This window comes from Hoyosella levis (assembly GCF_026008515.1).
Lineage (GTDB): Bacteria > Actinomycetota > Actinomycetes > Mycobacteriales > Mycobacteriaceae > Lolliginicoccus > Lolliginicoccus levis.
The window spans coordinates 1-23065 of the sequence record NZ_BQYM01000012.1 but is presented as its reverse complement, the minus strand read 5'-3'; the positions used below and the strand labels follow the sequence as shown (position 1 = coordinate 23065).

The window sequence follows — 23065 nt, the reverse complement described above, 5'->3', positions numbered from 1 at the left end:
GACACATGACGATCGGGGACCTCTCGGCCCGCACCGGGGTGCCGGTGAAGGCGCTGCGCGAGTACACCGACCTCGGCCTGATCTACACCCTGGGCCGCAGCCCGGCCGGCTACCGCCTCTACACCGACGACGCGGAGTGGTGCGTGCGGTTCATCGGCGAGCTGCGCGGCCTCGGGCTCACCATCGCCGAGATCTGCCAGCTAACCTCCACCGACCGTGACGACCACGGCCGTTCGGTCGGCGCCCATCTCGCCGAGCTGCTGCAGCGGTCGCGGCAGCGGCTGCGCCCGATGCCGAGCAGATCCTCGACCGCATCGACGCCTTCGAAACCGCACACCGTGCGCATCTGGCCACCGACGACCTGTGCTGGGCCGGTGACCCGTGCGGATGCGAGCTACGGGCTTGACCCTCACCCCGGGGACAGACCCTACCGTCGGCACCGTCACTGTCCGATCGCCCTCGAGGAGTCCGATCCCATGAGTACCGACAACCTCACTGCCGACGTTTTCGCCAAGATCCTGCCCGCCGGCCGGGACCGGGCGCTGATGCGCGCCGCGCTGCGGCTGCTCGCCCACGGCACCCCGGTCACCGTCACCGAACTCGCCGCCGCCGCGGGAGTGCCCGACCTCGACCCCGCGCAGACGCCGATCGGCGCCGACGTCGAATACGACGAGGCCGGCCGGATCGTCGGCTGGGGCCTGACCCTCAACCCGACCCCGCACCGGTTCAGCGTCGGTGGCCACCAGCTCTACACCTGGTGTGCCCCCGACACCCTCATCTTCCCCGCCGTCATCGGCGCACCCGCCTGCATCGAATCCGACTGCCCGATCACGGGCACCACCGTGCGCCTGACCATCGACCCCGTCACCGGGGTCAGCGACCTGGAACCGGCCACCGCGATGGTGGCCTTCGTCGACCCCGACCGGATCCAGCCCGGTCACCTCCGCGCCACCTGCTGCAACCCGCAGATGTTCCTCGCCACCTCCGACGCCGCCCACCACTGGCAGGCGAAATTCCCAGGCATGACGGTGCTGCCGGTCACCGACGCCTACCACCAGCTCGCCCGCCCCCTCGCCGACGCGATCACCGACCCGACCACGACCACCGGAACCAGCGCCTGCTGCTAGATCGCGCCGCCGCCGATCCGGGCCGGCGCTGCGGGTCAGAACAGGGTGTCCCGCACGCGCAGCGGCCGGTACCCGGTGGGGCCGAGCTGGGCGAGTTCGGCGTCGATGTCGACCTCGATGGCGCCGAAGAAGTTGATGTTCTCGCTGTGGGCCGGGGAGATGTGCGTCAGCACCTCGTCGTCGATGCGCCGCCCGGCCCGCCGCATCTGTTCGGTCGCCAGCCCGTAATACTCTGTGGTCCAGGCGATGACGGCGTTGGTCGCCAACGTGAGGCACCATGCCTGTTCGGTCTGTCCCTCCAGGTGCCTCGCGCGCACGGCGCCTTCGTGCGCGTAGAGCAGGTCGCGGCGGAGCGCGTGCAGGGATTCGCCCTTGTTGAGCTGTCGGGAGATCTTGCGCCGATAGCCCGGGTCGGACAGGTACCGGGCGGCGTAGATCGTGCGCCGCAGCGCCCCGTATTCCTTGAGCGCCGCCGCGAGGGCGTTCTGCCGGCCCGACGCGGAGAGCTTGCCGACCAGCAGCGATGCGGTGGCGTGCCCGAACTTCAGCGACCCGCTCAGCCGGAGCAGGTCGTCGTAGTGCTCGGCGATGAGATCCAGATTCAGCTTGCGGGTCAGCAGCGGCCCGGCGTGCGGGAACGCGGACTCCACCTGGGCCCGAGGCGCCGCCCGATACAGGGTGATCCGGCCCAGGTCCCGGATGCGGGGCGAGAGCTGCAATCCGAGCAGGTCGAACAGCCCGAAGTTCACGAGGGTGACGCCGTGCGTGTCGGTCGCATGCTCGGTGATCGGCAGATCCGTTGCATTGCCGAGGATTTCGTCCAGCACGTAGTGAGCTTCGCGTCTCGTCGCGACGATGACCTTGGTGCCGTAGGTGGCGTGCTGATCGGTGACATGGGTATACGTGCTCAGTCCTTCGTTCGCGAAATAGCGGCTCAACGCTCTGGCGGTGACCGATTTGCCGCGGGTCGGGAACCGTTGCCCATCACTCGACGACAGGGTGCCGGCGCCGAAGACCGGGGTCAGCGGCAGCCTTTGGTGGTAGTCGATGATCGTCAGGTTCGCCGCCCGCAGCGTCTCCTCCCGCACATACCATTCGCTGGTCCAGGCCAGGATGTCGTAGGAGAGGCCCGACGCCTCGGCCATTCGGGTCAGCCCGAGGTTGGTGGAGTAGGCCAGCAGGACGGCGATGAGGTTGCGTTTCAGCTCCGGGCTGCGGACCTGTTTGCCGCCGGCGTGGGTGAAGCAGTCCAGGTAGCCGGTGCGTTTGTCCAGCTCGATCAGCAGCGACACGATCGGCGCGAACGGCAGCATCTCCGTCAGCTCGGCCTTGAGCGCCGTCGCCTCCGCGGGCACATCCTCCGCCGACAGCGGTGAGATCACCAGGTCACCGGCCTCATCGAGACGGACCGGCCCGTCGCCGCCGGCGAGCACCTTCTCCAACTCGCCCATAGCGGCGTCGAGCTCGTCGGTGGCGGTCGCCAGCGCGCGAGCGGGATCAGCGGACTTGCCGACCAGGCGGCAGAACTCGTCACGCTGCGGCTCCCACGCCTGCGGGGTCAGCAGGTACGCGGCCGGGTCGGCGTAGCGGCGCGACCCCGGCACGAACACATCCCCGCTGCGCAACCCGTCACGCAGCCCCAGCAGCACGCACAGCTCCCAGTAGTGCCGATAGGCGGTGGTGTTACCGGCTTTGCGGGCCTCGTCGAGGTAGCCGCGCCACTTCGTCGGCACGAACCCGGTCGGCGCGTCGTCGGGCACCTTGCGGGTACCGGTCGCGTTCAGCTCCCGCAGCATGTGCACCCCGATCAGCAGCTCGGTCGCGGCGGTGCCGCCGGCGAACCGGACTGTCGACAGCACCTGCGGGGTGAACTGCCGCAGGTAGGAGTACGAGCTGTCCAGAGCGGCCAGGTGCCCGTGATCGCGCGGCAGCCGAGGCTTGGCCTGCGCGACCGCGGCCCGCAACCGCTCCCATCCGATCCGATCGCCCCGGATCAGGCCGCCGATCTCCTCGTCGGGGATCTGCAGGTCACAGACGATCGCCAGCAGGTCGTCGAGCAACCCCTGCCGATCCTCTCCGGCCTTACCGCGCTCGGCCAGCTCGTCGCGCATCCGGCGTTCGGCCTTGCTCAACCTGGCCGAGATCGCCTGATCGAACAGCTGCACCACCTCGTCGAGCACATCGGTGGCCGACTGCGCCAACACGGTGAGCAGAATCGGGTAGCGGCGTTGCGGATCCCGGCGTTCGAGGGCTTGGCCCGTCAAGCGGCGGCCCACCGTCGCCAGGAACCGCCGCCGCTCCGCCGGCAGCACCGACATGTCCAGCTCATCCGCGCCCAGGTTGCGCAGGAACACCAGCTTCTCGACCTCGGCCTTCACCGCGGTCGCCGACGCCTCCACCGGGCCGGTCGACAACCACCGCAACCGCGACATCTCGATCGACGGGTCGACGACCAGCAACGCATCCAGTTCCTTACACCGCTGCGGCGTGAACTCGCGCGCCAACCGGTCGTAGGTCTCCCGCTGCGCCCGCGTGCGAGCGTGCGCGACCCGGCGGACCACCGTTTCCGGGCCCGGCCGGATCACCCGCGCCGAGATCAGGTACTCACACGCCAGCCGGAACAACAGCGTCGGCGAATCGTGCTCCATCGCCCGCGCCAGCAGAAACTCATCCAGCTCCTTCAACTCCATCGCCCCGGCAGGCCGCCACCCCAGATACTGGGCCACCAGCCGCACATGCTCGGTCCGCGTCTGCGCCCGCTTGCCATACGAACGAAGCTGCGCTGCATCGATATTCAGCTGATCCGCCAGCCGGGCCACCGCCACCGGCGGCGCCGACGGCACCTTGTCCGGCACGAACCCCAGCCACGGCAAGGTGCACAACGCCACCGCCAGGCCCAGACGGACCGCAGGGCCCCTGCCCTGCGGAGCAACAAACGCCAGATCCGCCGGGGTCAGCGTGAAGTACCGGAACAACTCCTCACGACTGATCTCCGGGAACTCCCGCAGGCGCTGCAACTCCTCGTCCGCGAATACCCGCGTCGCCACGAACCCCAGCCTCCAACACGCCGACCAACCTCATCGGCAGACAAGCCAAGCACCAACCACCCCGGCCCGCAGCCCGAACCGAGAAATCGCCGCTGACCAGGCACTACGCGAACTTCGTTGTTTTTTGCGCCATTACTACCGGGACCCCGACCTCGGCAAGGTTGACCGCTCCGAGGTACCCGAGCCGATTCGACCAGCCCAGAACGGGGACCACGAGGAACCGGGTTTCGGGTTCGGTCACGGCGGGCAGCACGCCGAGAATGCGGACACCGTCCTGGTTCAGGCCGATCTCTTCGCGGGCCTCCCGCAGGGCGGTCGCCACCGGCCCGCCGTCGCCAGGATCCTGGACGCCGCCGGGGAACACGAGACGTCCGGGATAGTCGTGCAGATCGGAAGTGCGTTGTGTGAGCAGCACCTGAGGACCGGTCGGTCCCTCCGTGAGCAGCACCAGCACGGCAGCGGTGCGCAGGATGACCGACCCCCCGCTGGGCATCTCGTTCGGCAGGTAGGGTCGCAACGTGGCTGCCAGCCGGGTAGCCCACGGCGGCATGTCGTCCACGACGCTGTTGCGGTGCGCGGGCGAGGTCTCGCAGTCGGTGCCGATCCATCGGAGCTGTCCGGATCGCACGTGCAAGGTGGCGATGCCGGGAGCCGTGTCGGGCGAGGTCACCTGCCGGGTCTGCTGCCCGAGTCCCGGATGGCCGAACAGTGCACGGGCAGCGCGATGTGGCGGCGGTGCGCCGTTGCCGGCCCAGTCGGCGGGGTTGTTTGCTACGGCGACGAAGGCCTGCGCCGAGCCGACCAGATGGGCGACCTGACCGGTGAAGGGGGCCAGGCTCTCGCTCATCGCCGGGACCAGCACCACGTTGGCGCCGATCTCGGCCAGAGTGTGTACTGCCTGCGGGTTGAGCAGATCCCGGCAGATCGCGAGGACCAGGTGCCACCCTTCGGCGGTGACGTACACCCGCACCTCGGGCCAGCCCTGGGGCTGGATGTCCTCCCGGATCGGTTGTTCCGCCGGCGAATGCTTGTCGTGAATCAACGGGCGGTCGTGTCCACGGATCCAGGCCAGGGCGGTGTTGCGGCGGCGTGGCGGTGATCCGTCGGCGTGATGGTAGCTGCCCGCCACCAGGATCTGGGGTCCGTCGTCTCGTTTGACCCAGTTCTGCAGGTCGTGCGCGAGGGCTTCGGTGACGCACAGTTCGGGCAGCACGACGATGGACGCGCCGGCCCGGACGGCGTCGCGGACGAGTCGGTCGAGGTGCGCACGCTGTGCGTCGAGATGCGCCGGCTGCACCGGAAACGCGGGTTGGCTGGGATCGTCGGGAAGGGTGAATTCGGTGAGGCCGCGGTTGGGGTGGCAGGTGGCAACGATCGTTTCGGTGGTGATCAGTTCGGTGGCAGTCTCGACGAGACTGTAGTCGAACACAACACGGAACTGCGTGGCCCATCCTCCGGCCAACCGGACGTGGCGGGTCTCGTCCAGCCGGTTCGCCAGTCGCCAGGGCGGCGCCGTGGGCTGCATATCCATCACCGTCCGGACGTCGGGTCCTCCGAGTGGGATCGGGTCTCCGACACCGGGCTGGTACGGGCTGCGGCGGCGGAAGGAGTCGGCGAAGAATTGCCCGTAATGGTCGTCGAGGAACTGGGCCAGCTCCCGGGCCACCACCACGGGCGCGACTGCCCCTACCGGCTGCAGCGCATCGACGAGACCGCGTCGCGTTGCCGGGTCCAGCGCCGCGGTGGCCGGACGGGAACGGGCGAGGGCGCGGAGGGGCTCGAGCATCTGGGTCACGGTGGCCTGGGTCGCGGGGTTGCCGGCCTGCTCCCACAGCACGGGATGTTCGTCACGGCACAGGTGCAGTAGATGGGTCAAGGTCACCAGAGGGTCGGGCTCGTGCTCGACTGCGGCGCGCAGCGCTGCCAGTTCCTCGGCCGGTGAATGAAGTTGCGCCACGCACGGCGAGCACGGCACGTCCTCGGCGGCCAGGACGCCGCCCGGTTCCGTCATCGAGGATCCGGTCGGGCCGGGAAGCTCACTGCGGCTCATATCGATTTATCTTGCCCTCGTCCCAGCCCCGACACCGGGATGTGGACGTGCAGAGACTGTTCCCGGTGCCGGCACGGCCGAGTCGGCCGGCGCCTACGGCCGATCGCAGACGGTTACTGTCGGCGGGTGACCGCACCAGAGATTGCCGATCGGTCCCGGCGTCATATCGGCCGCGGCGAACGTCGACGGGCGATGTTGGCAGGCCCGGACGTCATCGGTCTGAGTTTTGCGCTCGTGTTTCTTGCGTGGAGCCTGAGCCCGTCCTTGCTTCCGCGAGGATGGGTCGTCCAGGGTGTGCTCAGTGGGCTCGCCGGCGCCACGGGTTACGGCGTGGGCCTGGCACTGGCCTTCCCGGTCCGTCGATGGATTGTGCCGAAGTTGTCGTGGAGGCCGCTTTCCTCCCGCCGAGCGGAAAAAATCCTGCCGCTGATAGTCGTGGCCGGAGCCGCGGCGATGGTGGTCGGTACCGCGTGGGCGGCCGCGGACTGGCAACGTGATCTCGCTGTACTGGTGGGGATGCCCTCGCCCGCCACGGTGCCCTACGGGCGCACGACTCTGCTCGGGGCGGCGATCTTCGGAACGGTGTTGTTTCTCGCCCGAGGACTGGCGACGATGGCCCGCGGTGGGGGGCACTGGCTCCGCGGCCGAGCGCATCTACCCCCGATCGTGGCGCATGCGGTTGTGCCGCTCGTGATGCTGCTCGTGGTGGTGTTCGCCGTCGACGAGGTCGACCGGTCGGGCAGTTCCGGCGCGGCCCGCCGTGTCTTCGGCGCCCAGGACGGTACCGCGGCGGACGTTGTCCAACCGCAGCTAACGGAGCGTTCGGGCAGTCTTGTGTCGCGGTCGGGGTGGGACACGCTCGGGATGCCGGGACAGTTGTTCGTGAGCGGCGGCCGCACAGCGATGGAGTTGGCGACGGTCAACGGCGCCCCGGCCCGGGAACCGATCCGGGTGTATGCCGGTCTCGCCTCCGCTGCCGACACCGCCGCTCGGGTCGAGCTTGTCCTCGACGAACTCGACCGCACCGCGGCGTGGAATCGGAAGATCCTCGTCGTGGCCGGTACGACGGGGGCCGGGAAGCTCGATCCGATCGCCGTCGACTCCGTGGAGTTGATGTACAACGGCGACACCGCCATCGCCGCAATGCAATATTCCTCCCTGCCGAGCTGGCTTTCGCTTCTGGTCGACCGGGCGGCCGCCGACGCGGCGGGCGCCGCTCTCATCGACGGTATCCGCCAACGGTGGTCGCAGCTTCCCCCGGACCGCCGCCCCCGCCTGGTGGTCTACGGCGAGGGCCTCGGCGCGCAGTCGATCGAAGCCGCCTTCGACGGCCCCGGCGAGCTACGCCGATCGGTCGACGGGGCCTTGTTTGTGGGCCCGAACTCGGACCGGTTGTGGCGCAGCGTGAAAGATCGACGCGATCCCGGTACCACGGAGGTGCTGCCGACCTACTCCGACGGTCTCGTCATCCGATTCGCCGCCACCCGGCAGGATCTGGTGGTACCCACCGAAAATGGGTTGCACACCACGAGCGAGCCCTGGACACCCCCGCGCGTGCTCTACCTGCAGCACAGCTCCGATCCGACGGTGTGGTGGGATCCCGCGCTGCTGTTCTCACGACCGGACTGGCTGTCCGAACCCCCGGGCGGCGACCGCAGCCCCGCCATGCGCTGGTACCCCTTCGTGACCTTCGGGCAGGTCACCGCCGATCTGGCCCGGGCGCAGACCTCACCACCCGGGCACGGACACAATTACGCCGACCTGATCCCCTATGCCTGGGCCGCTGTCGCGGCGCCGCAAGGGTGGAGCGAGGCAGACACCGAGCGTATCGCCCGCGCCGTAGTGATGTCACCGCCGGACCGATGAGTGCACATTGCGGTGGCAACGGCTACCGGACAGTCCTCGGCCGAGACCCAGACGTCAACGTCGTTGATGTGACAGTCTGCAACTACGTCACTTAGTAGTACGGGAAGGCGTGCCCCATGGACGAGGAACACACATTCGAGGTGGTCGTCGGAGTGGACGGATCACCCCAGTCACTGCTCGCCCTGGAATGGGCGGTCACGGAAGCTCGGCTGCGCCACGGGCAGCTCCGCGTGGTGACCGGATGGCAGTTTCCCGCAGTAGCGGCCGGTATGGAAAGCCTGCCATGGGAGTTCGATGCGTTTCAGCGCGTGGCGCAACGAATCCAGGCCCGAGCATTGAAGGAGGTGTCCTGCGACGGTGTCGCCGTCAGCAGTGAAATCCATCAGGGGCCCGCCGCGGCCGTGCTGTTGACGGCGTCGAAGGACGCAGATCTTCTGGTCGTGGGTTCGCGCGGCCACGGCGGCTTCACCAACCTGCTGCTCGGCTCGGTGTCGAGTCAGATCGCCCACCACGCCCCCTGTCCGGTACTGATCATCCGGCCGAAGCACCCGGCACGTGCTGCGATATGACTCGCTCCGTCGCGGTGCTCGGCACGCGGCGATCCCGCCGGCGCCCGGTTGGGGATCCGCCTCCTCGGCCGACCCCGATCGGATCGACGTCGATGCCGTCACCGGGTTCCGGCGCCCTTCCAGAAGCGCCGTCTCTCTGGCCCGGTCCGGACAGCTTGCCTCAGGATTGTGTTTCAGTACCCGGCGGTGGGCAGTTCGACGGTGAAGCGTGCCCCACGGCCGGGTCCCTCGCTGTGCGCCTGGATACGCCCGTGGTGAGCTTCGACGAGGGCTCGGGTGATGGTCAGGCCGATGCCGCTCCCACCGTGTCGGCGGTCGCGGGCGGCATCGGCCCGGTAGAACCGGTCGAACAGATGATCGAGGTGATCGGGGGTGATGCCGTCACCGGTGTCGGCGACGGCGATCTCCGCATGACCGTTGTCCACTCGTCTGCTGGTGACGGTGACCGTGCCCCCGTTGGGGGTGTGGCGCAGGGCGTTGTCGAGTAGATTGCCCAGCACCTGACCGAGCCGGTCGGGATCGACCGTCACAGCTGCGGAGTCGTCGATACGGCTGTGCACGGCAACGCCCTTGCTGTCGTACTGTTCGCGCACGGCATCCACCGCGGTGGTGACCAGGGCGCCGGTGGTGGTGGGCACCGGCCGGATGCGGGTGAGGTGTTCTTCGGCGCGCGAGACCGCGGTGATGTCCTGGGCGAGACGACCCAGCCGGTGGGTGGCGGCGCGCAGGACCGCCCGGGTGTCGTCGTCGAAGGTGCGGATGCCGTCGTCGAGGGCTTCGAGGTAGGAGTCGAGGGTGGCGATGGGGGTGCGCATCTCGTGGCCGAGGTCGGCGAGCATCCGACGCCGGGTGGTTTCGGTGGCGTCGAGCCGGCGGGCGAGTTCGTTGACGGTGGCGGCGAGTTCGTCGAATTCGCCGCCGAGTCCGGGACTGGGCACGCGGGTGTCGTAGTGGCCATCGGCGATCCGGGCCGTGGAGGCGGTCACGGCGGTCAGCGAGCGTTGGACGCGGCGGGTGAAGTACCAGCTCACCGCCAGCGCCAGGAGCACGGCGATCGCGATGGCCAGGCCCCAGGCCAGGATGATCGCCCGGGTGAATGCCTGTTCGACGTGGGCGGCTTCGCTGGAGTTGTGGTCGATGCCGGCCTGGCCGAGGTGATCGTGGAAGATGCCGGGCGCGAGCGCGGAGGCGACGAGCCAGGCGCTGACCGCGCAGCCGACCACCACCACGGTCAGGGCGAGGAACAGTCGGGTGCCGAAACTCGAACCGGTCAGTGCCCGTCGCAGCGACGGCCCCGACGCGGGGATCCGAGTGTTCATTGTCCGGTGCCCATCCGGTAGCCGACGCCGCGGACGGTGCGCACGTAGCGGCCTTCGGTGGCGTCGTCGCCGAGTTTGCGGCGCAGATGCCCGATGTGCACGTTGACCAGCTGCTCGTCCCCGACCCAGCTCGGACCCCACACCGCTTCGATCAGCTGCGTCCGGCTGAGAACGACAGCGGGATCCTGGGACAGGGCGGCGAGGACGTCGAATTCGGTGCGGGTGAGTGCCACCGGCACGCCGCCGACGGTGACCTCACGGCCGTCGACGTCGATGGCCAGGTCACCGAAGTTGCGGGCGGGCGTGCCCGGAACAGACTCGGCCGGCCGGGGGGTGTGGGTGCGGGGGCGACGCAGCATGGCCTGGATGCGGGCCGTCAACTCCCGGGGGCTGAACGGTTTGCTCATGTAGTCATCCGCGCCGACGGAGAGCCCGATGAGGGTGTCGACTTCCTCGGTGCGGGCGGTGAGCATCACCACGTAGGCGTCGGAGAAGGTGCGCAGTTGCCGGCACACCTCGACACCGTCCAGATGTGGCAGGCCCAGATCCAGGACCACGACATCGGGATCGACCTGCCGGGCGAGGCCGACCGCGTCGGCGCCGTCACCGGTGATCGTGACCTCGAACCCGTCGCGTTCGAGGTAGCTGCCCACCAGGTTCGCCAGCGGCGCCTCGTCCTCGACGACCATCGCCCGCAACCCCGTCGGCGGGCGCCGCACCGTTGCGGTGTCGCTGCTGGTCTCGGGCGTGCGCGCAGAGGTGTCCATGGCATCCATCATCGCCAGTAGCGTCCGGCGCTGACGTTGCGGGCCGGACTTCTTGAGCAAATCTTCATGCAACCTCCACCGGATTACCGGGGTCCGTGCGCGAGGCTGGAAGCACGAAGAGAAGGAAGGGGACGATCATGATGGGCTGGGCAGGTGAGCTGAGCTTGACCGGATGGATTCTCATGGCCGTGTGCATGCTCGCGTTCTGGGCGGTGGTGCTCTACCTGATGGCCGCCATGTTCCGCACCGACCGCGCAAGCGGGCCAGACGGCACCGAACACGAGGCAGGTCCGCTGCAGGTGCTCGAAGCGCGTTTCGCCCGCGGCGATATCGACTACGACGAATTCGTCGCACGCCGTCAGCTACTGACCCCGACCAGGGGCACGGCCGATGGCAGCGGCCGACAGGAGCCGATCCGTGGGTGAACTGACCCGCCGGTCCTTCATGCTCGGATCGCTTTTCGTCGGTGCCGGGGCGCTGGCGGCCTGTTCCGGATCCGGATCGCCGACCGGTGCGCCGGTGACCGCCTCGTCGGGCGTGGTGCGCCGGCTCGAGCAGCAGCGCCGCAGCCCCGGCCAGCGAGTGGTCTCGGCCCGGTTGACGCCGCGTCCGGTCGAGGTGGACCTCGGTGGGCGCGTCGTCTCCACCTGGGGCTACGACCAGAATCTGCCCGGACCCCTGCTCCGGGCCCGCGCCGGGGATCTGCTGCGGGTGGAGGTCGACAACCGGCTGCCGGTCGAGACGAGCGTGCACTGGCACGGCCTGGCGCTGAGCAACGACATGGACGGGGTACCCGGGTTGACCCAGGACCCCATCACCGCCGGCGGCCGGTTTACCTACGAGTTCACCGTCCCGGATCCGGGCACGTACTTCTACCATTCGCATTCCGGGCTGCAGCTCGACCGCGGCCTGTACGGCGCGCTGGTCATCGACGACCCGCTCGAGCCCGGCGACTACGACCACGAGTGGATCGTGGTGCTCGACGACTGGCTCGACGGTACCGGCCGCACCCCGGACGAGGTGGGCCGCGACCTCGGCATCGGCGCCACCGGCGAGAGCGACGATGCCGGGATGGGCGGGATGGACCACGGCGCCATGGACGGCATGGACGGCATGGACATGGGGGAGGATACGATGCTCTCCCCGCTGCTCGGCGGCGCCGGGGACGTCTCCTACCCGCACTTCCTGGTCGGCGGCCGAGTCCCCGAGGACCCGATGGTTTTCACCGCCACACCGCGGCAGCGGGTACGGATCCGGTTCGTCAACGCCGGCGCGGACACCGCCTTCCGTGTTGCGCTGGGCGGGCACCGGATGACCGTCACCCACACCGACGGCTTCCCCGTCGTGCCGCAGGACACCGACGCACTGCTGATCGGCATGGGCGAGCGCTTCGACGTGCTCGTCACCCTCGGCGACGGCGTGTTCCCGTTGTTCGCGCAGGCGGAAGGCAAGACCGGGCACGGGCTAGCGCTGGTGCGCACCGCCGTCGGCGAGCTACCCGCACGGTCCCGGCCCGAGGAGCTGGAGCGGCGGGTGCTGCTCGGCACCGACCTCGCGCCCCGCGAGTATGTGCGGCTGACGGAGCGCGATCACGACCTGTATCACAGCGTGGATATGGGCGGGACCATGTCGCCGTACCGGTGGACCCTCAACGGCCGGGCCCACCCCGACATCCCGCCGCTGGACGTGAGCGAAGGGCAGCGGGTACGTATGCGGATGCGGAACATGTCGGACATGTTCCACCCGATGCACCTGCACGGGCACACCTTCGCGCTCACCGACACCGGTCTGCGCAAGGACACCGTCACCATCGGGCCGATGCGCACCGTCGAGATCGAATTCGACACCGACAACCCGGGCCAATGGGCCCTGCACTGCCACAACGCCTACCACCAGGAGGCCGGGATGATGACCACCGTGTCCTACCTGGCCTAGTCCAGGGTGCGCCGGCTGCGGGGATACCCCGTCGTTGGTTCACCTGTGTCTGTGACCGTTCGAGGAAAGGATCCACTCATGAACAAGAAGACTCTCGCCGTCGGCGCCATGGCGCTGGCGGTGGTGTTCACCGCGGCGGCGTGCAGCGACTCCGACACCGGCACCACCGCCGCCACATCGAGCGCCACCACCTCGGCCACCGCCTCCGCCGCCGACGAAGCGGCAGCGCACAACGACGCCGACGTGATGTTCGCGCAGATGATGATCCCGCACCACAGTCAGGCCATCGAGATGAGCGACATGCTGCTGGCCAAGCAGGACATCCCCGCCGACGTGACCGCGCTGGCCGAGCAGATCAAGGCCGCTCAGGGCCCGGAGATCGCGCAGCTCGAATCCTGGCTCGAGCAGTGGGGCGAGCCCACCGAGATGCCCGAAACCGGCAACAACGACATGCCCGGCATGGACATGGACGAGGGCATGGACGGTATGGAGGGAATGGAGGGAATGCAGATGGAAGGGATGATGAGTGAGGAGGACATGCAGGCACTGTCCGATGCGCAGGGCACCGACGCCGCTCGCCTGTTCCTCGAGCAGATGATCGCCCACCACGAAGGCGCGATCGACATGGCGCAGACCGAGATCGAGGACGGACAGTTCCCCGACGCCGTCGAGATGGCCCGCACCATCGTCGACACCCAGCAGCAGGAGATCGACACCATGCGCCAGCTGCTGACCACCCTGTAGACACCGCGTTCGTTTCCCAACCCACTACAGTCAGGAGCTTGTCTCGATGGCGCGCCCCGAGCACGGACCCAACGACCCGGAGCCGGCATCCGCCGGGCATGACCACGGTGCGGTGACGCAGAGTCCGCCCCCCGATGAACATGATGCGCACGCCGGTCACGGTGAGCACCTCGCCCATGTCGGGCACGAAGGCCACACCGGGCACGAGGGTCACACCGGGCACGGGGGCCATGATCGACATGCCGGGCACGGGGCGCACGGGGAGATGTTCCGCCGCCGGTTCTGGGTCAGCCTGATCCTGTCGGTGCCGGTCGTCGCGTTCAGCCACATGGTCGCCGACCTGCTCGGCTACCCCATGCCGGACTTCCCCGGCGCGATGTGGATTCCGCCGGTGCTGGGCACGGTGATCTTCGTCTACGGCGGCACGCCGTTCCTCACCGGCGGCTGGGCCGAACTCCGCTCGCGCCGCCCCGGGATGATGCTGCTCATCGCCATGGCCATCAGCGTCGCATTCGTCGCGTCCTGGGTCACCACCCTCGGACTCGGCGGATTCAACCTGGATTTCTGGTGGGAGCTGGCGCTGCTGATCGTGATCATGCTGCTCGGGCACTGGCTCGAGATGCGTGCCCTCGGCTCGGCATCGGGCGCCCTCGAAGCCCTGGCCGCGATGCTCCCGGACACCGCGGAGAAGATCACCGATGACGGCACCCGCGAGGTGCCGATCTCGGAGCTGTCCCGTGGCGATCGGGTGCTGGTTCGCGCCGGGGCGCGAGTGCCCGCCGACGGCACCGTCACCGACGGCCGCGCCGAGGTCGACGAATCGATGATCACCGGCGAATCCAAAGCGGTCACCCGGCAGGTCGGGGACACCGTGGTCGCCGGCACCGTCGCCACCGACAGCGCGCTGCGGGTGCGCATCACCGCGGTCGGCGACGACACTGCCCTGGCCGGCATCCAACGGATGGTCGCCGACGCCCAGGCCTCCTCCTCTCGCGCCCAGGCACTGGCGGACAAGGCCGCGGCGTTCCTGTTCTACTTCGCCGCCATCGCGGGCATCGTCACCTTTACGGTGTGGTCGCTGCTCGGCAACGTCGACGAGGCCGTGGTGCGCACCGTCACCGTGCTGGTCATCGCCTGCCCCCACGCCCTCGGTTTGGCGATCCCGCTGGTGATCGCGATCTCCACCGAACGCGCCGCCCAGGCCGGGGTGCTGGTCAAGGACCGGCTCTCGCTCGAACGCATGCGCACCGTCGATGTGGTGCTCTTCGACAAGACCGGCACGTTGACCCAGGGCCGGCATCAGGTCACCGGCGTCGCTGTGACCGACGGGATCAGCGACGAGCAGGTGCTGGCGTTGGCCGCGGCGGTCGAGGCCGACAGTGAACATCCCGTCGCGCGGGCCATCGTCGCCGCCGCCGACAGTCGTGTCCCGGCGGGCGAGCGGATCGTCGCCACCGACTTCCGGTCGCTACCCGGACGCGGGGTGCGCGCGATCGTCGACGGCACCGAGGTGACGGTCGGCGGACCGGCGATGCTCACCGACCTGTCGTTGTCGGTGCCCGCGGACGTCACCGCCGTCACCGCCGGGTGGATCCGGCGCGGGGCTTCGGTGCTGCACCTGGCCGAGGGTGACCGGGTGCTCGGGGCGGTGGCGCTGGAGGACGCCGTGCGCGAGGAATCGCGTCAGGCCATCGACGCGTTGCACGCCCGTGGGGTGAAGGTCGCGATGATCACCGGGGATGCGCGGCAGGTCGCCGACGCGGTGGCGGCCGATCTCGGTATCGACGAGGTGTTCGCCGAGGTGCTGCCCGAACACAAGGACGCCAAGGTCACCGAACTGCAGAACCGCGGGCACACGGTCGCGATGGTCGGCGACGGTGTCAACGACGCCCCCGCTTTGGCCCGCGCCGATGTCGGCGTCGCGATCGGTGCAGGCACCGATGTGGCCATCGAATCCGCCGGCGTCGTGCTCGCGGCGAACGATCCGCGGGCGGTGCTGTCGATCATCGCGCTCTCGCATGCCAGCTACCGCAAGATGTGGCAGAACCTGGTGTGGGCCACCGGCTACAACATCATCGCCGTTCCGCTCGCCGCCGGGGTGCTGGCCTTCGCCGGGGTCGCGATCTCCCCGGCGGTGGCCGCGATCCTCATGTCGGTCTCGACGATCGTGGTCGCGCTCAATGCTCAGCTGCTGCGCCGCCTCGACCTCGACCCCGCCCGCCTGGCCCGCACCTGAGCCGGCACCCGACCCGATCCGAAACGAGTTTGTTTTTCATGTGGAGTTTTCCCCTGCGCCGGTGGGCGCATGTCCTTGTCCCTGTGGCTGCTGCGGCGGTGCTGGTCGGGTGTTCGACCGGCGAGCCACCCACCCCGGCCGGGTCCGGGTCCGGGGCCGGGGTGGCGGCGGTCGAGTCGTCGGTGCCCGGGGTGGCGTTGGCCCCGGCGCTCGATCACCTGCACGGTCTGCATCTGGCCCCCGGCGGGGCGGTGCTGGCCGGCACCCACACCGGCCTCGTCGACCTCGCCACCGACGGGCGCACCACCCGCCTCGGGGGCTCCGACGACGACTTCATGGGACTGACCGGCGTGCCCGGCAGCGACCACCTTTTCGCGTCCGGGCATCCGGGGCCGTCCAGCTCCGCCCCGAACCCACTGGGACTGATCGAAAGCCTCGATGGCGGCCGCACCTGGACACCGAAATCCCTGACCGGTGAAGTCGACTTTCATGCCCTGGCCACCGACGGAGAGCTGCTGGTCGGATACGAGGGCGGCACCGGCCTGCTGACCTCCACCGACGACGGCGCCACCTGGAGTGCCGGCGCCCCGCTGGCCGCGGCCGCGCTCGCCGTCACCGACACCGGAGTGTGGGCGACCACCACCGCCGGACTCAAACACAGCACCGACGCCGGGCGCACCTTCACCCTGGTGCCCGACGCCCCGCCGCTGGCGTTGCTCTCCGCCGCGAGCGACGGCTCCCTGTGGGGGGTCGACACCACCGGCACCGCCTGGCGCAGCCGCACCGGCCAGAGCTGGGAACAACACGCGGTGGTCGGGCCGGTCGAAGCCGTGCTGGCCGTCGACTTCGACACCGCCTATGCCGCGACCGCCCAGACGCTCTACCCACTGGACTGACCCCGATGAGCACTGATCCGGGCCTTATTGCGGGAATGGTTGCCCAGTTTGCGCAGCCGCGTCACCGACGACAATCGTCCATCCCGGGTCGAGGGGACAGTGCACATCAGGTCCGGCCGGTGGGTCTCGAGCAGCGCCCAGTCGAGGACGTTGTCGCCGAACAGCGAATCGATGTGCTGATAGCGGGCGCTCGCCTCGGGGCGGTAGAAGTTCAGGTCGTGCCGGTTGCGGATGCGGGCAGCAGGTCGAACCCCGACAGAGTGCCCCGGCCGAACACCGGCAGCGACATCGCATGCAGCTACGCGGCGGGCCTCGGTCGGTGGCGGCGGTGGCGGCCCCGTCAGCGTCCGGTGTGGAGATTTTGCACCGGAAATGTGTCCTGCGCACGTGATCGGATCCGACCCGACCTGTGTCCTTCCGATACGGAGTCCGGTCAGCTGTTCGGTTCCCAGCGCGCCCCACATGCTGGCGCGCACCGCACACTCTTCAGGAGAGTTTCGTGACCCCCTCCGGCAACTTCGGTCCCCGCGTCAGCAGGCGAACATTCCTCACCGCCACCTCGGTGGGCATCGGCGGTCTGGCGCTGACCGCGTGCAGCAAGACAACCTCGACGACGCCCGGCACCACAGCAGCGAGCGTCGAGCAGAGCGCGATTCTCGCTGCCGAGGCGAAACGCCCTCACACCGGTCGTACCGTCACTGCCAACCTCACCCCGCAAATGACAGAACTCGACCTCGGCGGACCAACAGTGCGTTCCTACGCCTACGGCGACACGGTGCCGGGACAGGTGATCCGCGCCGGCGTCGGTGACGAGCTGGCCGTCACGGTCGACAACAAGATGTCTGATCCCACATCGGTGCACTGGCATGGCATCGCTCTGCGCAACGACATGGACGGCGCCGCCCCCGCAAGCCCCGACATCAAGCCGGGCGAGTCCTTCACCTACCGGTTCTCGGTGCCGCACTCGGGCACCTTCTGGGCCCACCCACATGTCGGTGGGCAAACGGACTACGGGCTGTATGCGCCGGTGATCGTCGACGACCCCAACGAACCCTTGTCGTACGACGCGGAATGGATCGTGGTCCTCGATGACTGGACCGATGGTGTCGGTCGCAGCCCTCAACAGATTCTCGACGAACTCCGCGAAGGTGGGATGGGATCGATGGATCACGGCTCCATGCCCGGGATGAGCATGCCAGGTATGTCCGGCATGCCGGGCATGTCATCAGGCATGTCATCAGGCATGTCGGGCATGGCTCAGCCGCCCACCAGCGGCTTGTCCGATGGGACGAGCGACAACCTTCTCGGCGGTGACGCCGGGGATGTCACCTACCCGCTCTATCTGATCAACGGCCGCGTCCCGGAGTCTCCTTCTTCGTTCACCGCCAAGCCGGGCCAGCGGATCCGGATTCGTATCATCAACACCGGTGCCGACACCGCGTTCCGGGTCGCGCTCGCCGGGCACCGCATGACCGTCACCCACACCGACGGCTTCCCTGTGGTCCCCACCGAGGTCGATGCACTGTTGGTCGGAATGTCCGAACGCTACGACGTCATCGTCACGGCCGCAGACGGCGTCTTTCCGCTCGTCGCCGCGGCAGAGGGTAAGAACGCGCAGACCCGCGCCCTGCTCCGGACAGGCGCCGGCGCCGTGCCGGATCCAGGTATGCGGCCCACCGAACTCGCCGGGCAGGTCGGCACCGTGCACTCGTTCTCGGCCACCGGTGAAGTGATGCTTCCCCAGGGACCGCCGGATGTGAACCTGACGGCCGATCTCGGTGGCGACATGATGAGCTATCAGTGGACGATCAACGGCCGGATGTTCGACCAGATGGAGCCACTGACCGTCCGGGAAGGCCAGCATGCCCGATTGACGTTCACCAACATGTCGATGATGTGGCATCCGATGCACCTGCACGGGCACACGTTCCAGGTCGTCCGCGCCGATGGCACCCCAGGACCGCGTAAGGACACCGTGATCGTCCTGCCGATGCAGAAGATCGAAGTCAACCTCGTCGCTGACAATCCCGGTTACTGGATGCTGCACTGTCACAACGGCTACCACCAAGACGCGGGCATGATGACCAGGCTCGACTACCGGAGCTGAGCGCCGTGTGGGGGTGCGTCACCGGCACCCGGCACCGGTGATGCACCCCGCCGGGCGCGTTCTTCTCGGTAACCCGGCCGGTTCGGTACCCGGTCGGTGTGGACCGGATGTCTAACGCAGGGGTGGAGAGGGTCTGATTGTTTCGTAGGGCATCCGCCGCGGGTGTGGCCGTGCTCGCGGGGCACCACGCCAGCCAAGACGGACTGCAGGGCCCTGCCCTGCGGAGCAACGAATGTCGGATCAGCCGGGGTCAGCGTGAAGTGCCGGAACAACTCCTCACGACTGATCTCCGGGAACTCCCGAAGTCGCTGCAACTCCTCGCTCCCGAATGCCCGCGTCGCCGCGAACCCCAGCCTCCCAAAACGCCGACCAACCTCATCAATAGCCAAGCCGAGCGCCAACCATCCCGGTCCGCAGCCCGAACCGAGAAATCACCGCCGATCAGGAACTACGCGAACCTCGTGGTTTTGCGCCATTACTCCCGGGACCCCTCGTCGATGCGTCAGGCGACGAGCGGCAGCAGCTGCGGTCCCCGCGCTGCGTTGACACAACGGGTACGGGTACAGCTGCACAGCAAGACATCCGTAGCGGCATCCAGTATTTAGCGTGTCGGGCCATCGATACCGCCGCATCGCCCTGACTTCGCGAGGACAAGGCGCTGCTCATACCTGGCACGGAGGTCACGATCGGCATGCCGGGCACGGGGGTCACGATCGGCATGCCGGGCACGGGGCACGCGGGGAGATGTTCCGCCGGCGGTTCTGGGTCAGTCTGATCCTGTCGGTGCCGGTCGTCGCGTTCAGCCACATGGTCGCCGACCTGCTCGGCTACCCCATGCCGGACTTCCCCGGCGCGATGTGGATTCCGCCGGTGCTGGGCACGGTGATCTTCGTCTACGGCGGCACGCCGTTCCTCACCGGCGGCTGGGCCGAACTCCGGTCGCGCCGGCCCGGGATTTGATCGGTGGTGGGAAACAGGGGTCGCCGTAGTATCGGCCGAATTTCGGGCGGATATGGCGTAGTGGGCTGGTAGAGCAGGGTTTTCGTGTTCGGGGTGCACGGTGGGGTGGTTGGTGCTTGGCTTGGCTGCCGATGAGGGTTGATCGGCGTGCTGGAGGTTGGGGTTCGTGGCGACGCGGGTGTTCGCGGACGAGGAGTTGGAGCGTCTGCGGGGGTTCCCGGAGATCAGCCGTGAGGAGTTGTTCCGGTTTTTCACGTTGACTCCGGCTGATCTGGCGTTTGTGGATCCGGGTCGTGGCCGGGGTCCGGCGGACCGGTTGGGTTTGGCGGTGGCGTTGTGCACTCTGCCGTGGCTGGGTTTTGTGCCGGACCGGTTGACTACGGCGCCGCCGGTGGCGGTGGCCCGGCTGGCTGAGCAGTTGCGGGTGGATGCGGTGGGGATCGGTTCGTACGGCAGGCGCGCCAAGACCCGCACCGAGCACGCACGTTTGGCCGCGCAGTATCTGGGCTGGCGGGCGGCCGGGGCGTTGGAGTCGAAGGAGCTGGACGAGTTCTTGCTGGCGCGGGCGATGGAGCATGATTCCCCGACGCTGCTGTTCCGGCTGGCGTGCGAGTACCTGATCTCGGCGCGGGTGATCCGGCCGGGCCCGGTCACGGTGGTGGAGCGAGTCGCCCACGCCCGTCACCAGGCGCAGACCGAAACCTATGACCGGCTCGCGCACGAGTTCACACCCGAACGGTGCACGGAGCTGGATTCGTTGCTGGTCACCGATCCCTCGCTGGGGGTGTCGCGGCTGCGGTGGCTGTCGACGCCTCCGGTGGAGGCGTCGGCGCAGGCGGTGCGCGCCGAGGTCGAGAAGCTGGGGTTCCTGCGCGGGATGGGCGCGGACCGCCTCGACATGTCGGTGCTGCCCGCCGAGCGGCGCCGGTTTCTGGCCACGATGGGCCGGCGTCTGACCCCGCAGGCCCTCGAACGTCGAGAGCCGCAACGCCGGTATCCGATCTTGTTGACGGTGCTGGCGCAGTCGGCGACCGATGTGCTCGATGAGGTGGTGGCGCTGTTCGATCAGGCGATCTCGGCGAAGTTCGGCCAGGCCGAGCGGCGCATGCAGCAGCAGTTGGCCGAACGCGGCAAAACGGGAGAGGATCGCCAGGCCCTCCTCGATGAGTTGCTGGCGATCATCAATGACCCGCAGATCCCCGACGAAGACGTTGGCGGTCTGGTCCGGGGCGATGCGATCGGGTGGGAGCGGTTGCGGGCGGCGATCGCGGCGGCCAAACCGCGGCTGCCGCGTGATCACGGGCATCTGGCCGCACTGGATTCGTCGTATAGCTATCTGCGGCAGTTCACTCCGGCGGTGTTGTCGGCGGTGCGGTTCGCCGGCGGCACCGCGGCGACGGAGCTGCTGGTTGCGGTGGACATGCTGCGCGAGCTGAACGCCACCGGACGTCGGAAGGTGTTCGACGAGGCACCGGCGGGGTTCGTGCCGGTCAAGTGGCGCGGCTATCTCGACGAGGCCCGGAAATCGGGCAGTGTCACCGCGTATCGGCACTATTGGGAGCTGTGTGTGCTGCTGGGGTTGCGGGACGGTTTGCGTAGCGGGGATGTGTTCGTGCCGGGGTCGCGCCGCTACGCCGATCCGGCCGCCTACCTGCTCACTACCGGGCAGTGGGCGCCGCAGCGGGCCGAGTTCTGCCGCCTGGTCGGCAAACCCGCCGACCCCGGCGAAGGGTTGGCGGCGGTAGTCGATGAGCTGCACGAGGCGGTCGAAGGGCTGGAGGCGGTGCTGGCCGGCGGGGACGGCCCGGTCCGTGTGGACGAGGGCGGGGGTCTGGTGATCTCGCCGTTGACCGCCGAAGAGGTCCCCGAGGAGGCGAAGTCGTTGAAGGCGGAGCTGACGGAGATGCTGCCGTTCGCGCCGATCGTGTCGTTGCTGATCGAGCTGGACAAACGCACCGGCTACCTGGACTGTTTCACTCACGCCTCGGGCAAGCAGACCCGCACCCCGGAGCTGAAACGCAACCTCATCGCGGTGCTGCTGGCGTATTCGACGAACCTGGGTTTGACCCGGATGGCGGAGGCCTGCGGCATCTCCTACGACATCCTCGCGTGGACGGCGGAATGGTATGTCCGCGAGGAGACGCTGCGGGCGGCGAACCTGGCGATCATCGACTACCACCAAAGGTTGCCGCTGACCACGGTGTTCGGTGCGGGCACGCTGTCATCCAGCGACGGGCAGCGGTTCCCGGTGCGCGGTAAGTCGACTTCGGCGCGGGAGATGGTCATCCACGGCGGCCGGGTGCTGTCGACCTACACCCATGTCACCGATCAGCACGCCACCTACGGCACGAAGATCATCGTCGCCACCAAACGCGAAGCGCACTACGTGCTCGATGAAATCCTGGGCAACGCCACGGATCTGCCGATCACCGAACACGCCACCGACACCCACGGGGTGACTCTGGTGAATTTCGGGTTGTTCGACCTGCTCGGGATGCAGCTCTCACCCCGGATCCGGGACCTGGGCCGGATCACCCTGTACCGGCCCGGCCCCCGCCGCGAGACCGAGGCCCGGTTCCCGCACGCCGGACCGCTGATGACCCGCAAAGCGAATCTGGAGTTGATCGCCGAGCACTGGGACGATCTGCTGCGGCTGGCGGGGTCGCTGAAGTTCGGGCACGCCACCGCCTCGCTGCTGGTCGGCAAGCTGTCCGCGTCCGGGCGGCAGAACACCCTGGCCACCGCGCTCAAGGAGTACGGCGCGGTCCGGCGCACCGTCTACGCCGCGAAGTATCTGTCGGATCCGGACTATCGACGCAAGATCTCCCGCCAGCTCAACAAGGGCGAGTCCCTGCACGCGCTGCGCCGCGACCTGCTCTATGCGCACGAGGGCATGATCCGCGCCCGCCAGCTCGACGACCAGACCGAGCAGGCGTGGTGCCTGACCTTGGCCACCAACGCCGTGATCGCCTGGACCACCGAGTATTACGGGCTCGCGGTCGAGCAGATGCGCCGTGCCGGGCGCCGCATCGATGACGAGGTGCTGGCCCATATCAGCCCCGCCCACAGCGAGAACATCAACTTCTTCGGCGCGATCGAGGTCGACATCGACGCCGAACTCGCCGCGCTCGGCCCGACCGGGTACCGGCCGCTGCGGGTACGCGACACCCTGTTCTGAGTCAGCAGCACGGTGCCTCGGTTGCGGGGGTCGACGAGGGCGTCGGCAGGGGGCGTGTGAGCTGGTGTAGGCGTCGGCGACGGGCTGCATGGTCATCCCCGCCGTGTTGGGATCGGCGGTGCTCATGGGCGATGGGACGGCCGGAGCCCTTTGCGGATTGCGGTAGGTGACGCGGGCACTGATCGTTGGGCATTCCCCCCGGAGTGTGGACATCCTGAACACTGGGCCATGAAGGGCCCAGAAGGAGTGATGTCACGATGGTGA

Annotated in this window: 15 protein-coding genes and 1 pseudogene; 11 read left to right on the top strand and 5 right to left on the bottom strand. The window is 68.7% G+C overall.

Features of this window, described 5'->3' with window-relative positions:
- Positions 1 to 5: 5 nt before the first annotated feature.
- Positions 6 to 1127: an organomercurial lyase MerB gene (gene merB / locus QC765_RS13360; protein ID WP_017681707.1), complete on the top strand. Its 1122-nt coding sequence runs from the start codon at positions 6 to 8 to the stop codon at positions 1125 to 1127.
- A 35-nt stretch (positions 1128 to 1162) separates the two neighbouring features.
- On the opposite strand, the gene QC765_RS13355 is transcribed toward merB, so the two are convergent.
- Entirely contained in the window at positions 1163 to 4174 is a 3012-nt protein-coding gene (locus QC765_RS13355) for a Tn3 family transposase (RefSeq protein ID WP_278314939.1), read from the bottom strand.
- A gap of 103 nt (positions 4175 to 4277) precedes the next feature.
- Positions 4278 to 6224, bottom strand: coding sequence for an NUDIX domain-containing protein (locus QC765_RS13350; protein WP_278314938.1), 1947 nt, complete (start codon positions 6222 to 6224; stop codon positions 4278 to 4280).
- 126 nt (positions 6225 to 6350) lie between these two features.
- Here QC765_RS13350 and QC765_RS13345 point away from each other — a divergent pair, with 126 nt between their 5' ends.
- Positions 6351 to 8090 (top strand): alpha/beta-hydrolase family protein, encoded by a 1740-nt coding sequence (locus QC765_RS13345; RefSeq protein ID WP_161793632.1) that lies wholly within the window; start codon positions 6351 to 6353, stop codon positions 8088 to 8090.
- Positions 8091 to 8206: 116 nt separating this feature from the next.
- Positions 8207 to 8659, top strand: a complete 453-nt coding sequence (locus tag QC765_RS13340; RefSeq protein WP_006554270.1) for a universal stress protein — start codon at positions 8207 to 8209, stop codon at positions 8657 to 8659.
- Between the two features lie 173 nt (positions 8660 to 8832).
- On the opposite strand, the gene QC765_RS13335 is transcribed toward QC765_RS13340, so the two are convergent.
- Positions 8833 to 9978: a sensor histidine kinase gene (locus tag QC765_RS13335; RefSeq protein ID WP_006554271.1), complete on the bottom strand. Its 1146-nt coding sequence runs from the start codon at positions 9976 to 9978 to the stop codon at positions 8833 to 8835.
- Positions 9975 to 10667, bottom strand: a complete 693-nt coding sequence (locus tag QC765_RS13330) for a response regulator (protein WP_037217568.1) — start codon at positions 10665 to 10667, stop codon at positions 9975 to 9977. The genes QC765_RS13335 and QC765_RS13330 overlap by 4 nt, the downstream gene beginning before the upstream one ends.
- Before the next feature lie 215 nt (positions 10668 to 10882).
- On the opposite strand from QC765_RS13330, the gene QC765_RS13325 reads away from it, so the two are divergent.
- From QC765_RS13325 to QC765_RS13305, 5 genes are all read left to right on the top strand, one after another.
- The gene (locus QC765_RS13325; protein ID WP_006554273.1) at positions 10883 to 11170 is read left to right on the top strand and encodes an SHOCT domain-containing protein; all 288 of its coding nucleotides are present in this window, start codon (positions 10883 to 10885) and stop codon (positions 11168 to 11170) included.
- Positions 11171 to 11189: 19 nt separating this feature from the next.
- A complete protein-coding gene (locus QC765_RS13320; RefSeq protein ID WP_373876756.1) occupies positions 11190 to 12680 on the top strand; it encodes a multicopper oxidase family protein in 1491 nt (496 codons plus the stop codon).
- Between the two features lie 78 nt (positions 12681 to 12758).
- Positions 12759 to 13424, top strand: coding sequence for a DUF305 domain-containing protein (locus tag QC765_RS13315; RefSeq protein WP_006554275.1), 666 nt, complete (start codon positions 12759 to 12761; stop codon positions 13422 to 13424).
- A gap of 46 nt (positions 13425 to 13470) precedes the next feature.
- Positions 13471 to 15660, top strand: coding sequence for a copper-translocating P-type ATPase (locus QC765_RS13310; RefSeq protein WP_052227334.1), 2190 nt, complete (start codon positions 13471 to 13473; stop codon positions 15658 to 15660).
- Between the two features lie 38 nt (positions 15661 to 15698).
- On the top strand, positions 15699 to 16556 hold the full coding sequence (locus tag QC765_RS13305; RefSeq protein ID WP_037217562.1) for a F510_1955 family glycosylhydrolase: 858 nt from the start codon (positions 15699 to 15701) through the stop codon (positions 16554 to 16556).
- Here QC765_RS13305 and QC765_RS13300 read toward each other — a convergent pair.
- Entirely contained in the window at positions 16541 to 17032 is a 492-nt protein-coding gene (locus QC765_RS13300) for a Tn3 family transposase (protein ID WP_138846010.1), read from the bottom strand. The two genes, QC765_RS13305 and QC765_RS13300, sit on opposite strands and share 16 nt — an antisense overlap.
- A 23-nt stretch (positions 17033 to 17055) precedes the next feature.
- On the opposite strand from QC765_RS13300, the gene QC765_RS13295 reads away from it, so the two are divergent.
- The 3 genes and pseudogenes from QC765_RS13295 (at position 17056) to QC765_RS13285 (ending at position 22801) form a co-directional block, all read left to right on the top strand.
- On the top strand, positions 17056 to 18663 hold the full coding sequence (locus tag QC765_RS13295) for a multicopper oxidase family protein (RefSeq protein ID WP_039586143.1): 1608 nt from the start codon (positions 17056 to 17058) through the stop codon (positions 18661 to 18663).
- A 744-nt stretch (positions 18664 to 19407) separates the two neighbouring features.
- Positions 19408 to 19620: pseudogene (locus QC765_RS13290) on the top strand (heavy metal translocating P-type ATPase); the annotation flags it as partial.
- Positions 19621 to 19789: 169 nt separating this feature from the next.
- Positions 19790 to 22801 carry a Tn3 family transposase gene (locus QC765_RS13285; RefSeq protein ID WP_039586110.1) on the top strand — a complete coding sequence of 1004 codons (3012 nt, stop codon included), beginning with the start codon at positions 19790 to 19792 and terminating at the stop codon, positions 22799 to 22801.
- Positions 22802 to 23065: the final 264 nt, after the last annotated feature.